The 431-nt window shown below is 71.7% G+C and carries 1 protein-coding gene; it reads right to left on the minus strand.

The features are described from left to right. Positions 1 to 431: hypothetical protein (locus M3234_RS28935; protein WP_262307944.1), on the minus strand; the 431-nt coding region annotated here is incomplete at both ends.

The following is a 431-nucleotide window of genomic DNA, read 5'->3' on the forward strand; positions in this document are numbered from 1 at the left end:
CCCCTGCACGGACGCGAAGATGTCGAGCACCGGCTGCACGTTGTAGTGCGACACCACGGCCTGCTGCGTCGCGCGCGAGAACGAGCCGAGCGCGCCGAGCAGGTTCTGCGCGGGCGCGCCCGCGGCCGGGCCGCCGGCCGGCGTCTGCGGCGAGCGGGCGGTGCCGGCGGGCAGCGGCACGTTCGCAAGCGACTGCAGCGAATTCACCGTGTATTGCGGCGTCTGCACGAGCACCGGGTAGCTGACGCCGGTGCGCGGATCGAGCCAGAAGTTCGGCGTCGTCTGCGAGCTGCCGGACAGCGCGATCAGCAGGTTCTGCGCGACGTCGCGCTGTTCGAGACCGGCCTGGATCGCCTTCGTGCGATCGACGTTCACGTTGATCGCCGGTTCGTCGCCGGGCTGCTGGATGCGCGCGTCGACGAGCCCGCGCA

The sequence above is a fragment of the Neobacillus niacini genome, assembly GCF_023715785.1.
In the GTDB taxonomy this organism is placed as follows: domain Bacteria; phylum Bacillota; class Bacilli; order Bacillales; family Cytobacillaceae; genus Neobacillus; species Neobacillus niacini_E.